Here is a 425-nt window from a genome sequence, read left to right on the forward strand (position 1 = left end):
TGCACGGTGAGCTGGATGGTGGCCGAGGCGAGGTGGCCGATCTCGGCGGTGACGGGCGGGAACGCGTCGGTCATCGCGCCCGCGAGCAGGGCGTCGACCGGACGTTCGTCGGTGGCGCGGATCCAGCAGAGCGACTCCGTGGTGCCCGAGGGCTTGCCGGTGAGCCACCCGGGGATCACTGGCGCGCGGTAGGTGTAGCGGTCGAGGATCGGCACCATGCCCGGTGACATCAGCGCGCTGACGTCCTGGCAGTCCTCCGGCCGCGGTACGACGGGTGCCTGGTGCGGTGCGTGGTCGAACGTGCCGGCGGCGTCCCAGTCATGGGTGCTCACCACCGCGTGCGCGATCTCCTTGCCGGCCTGGACCAGCACGGCGTCGTACGTGGAGACGCGACGTCCGGCGCGCACCTCGCGAACCGTGATGTC

Annotated in this window: 1 protein-coding gene; it reads right to left on the minus strand. The window is 71.5% G+C overall.

Annotated features, from left to right (window positions below; translation table 11 throughout):
• On the minus strand, positions 1 to 407 hold a 407-nt coding region (locus ACOADB_RS27235; RefSeq protein WP_378606480.1), incomplete at its 3' end, for an acyl-CoA thioesterase.
• Positions 408 to 425: the final 18 nt, after the last annotated feature.

Origin of the sequence: Nocardioides sp. CPCC 206348 (assembly GCF_048654705.1) — a bacterium.
Classification (GTDB): domain Bacteria; phylum Actinomycetota; class Actinomycetes; order Propionibacteriales; family Nocardioidaceae; genus Nocardioides.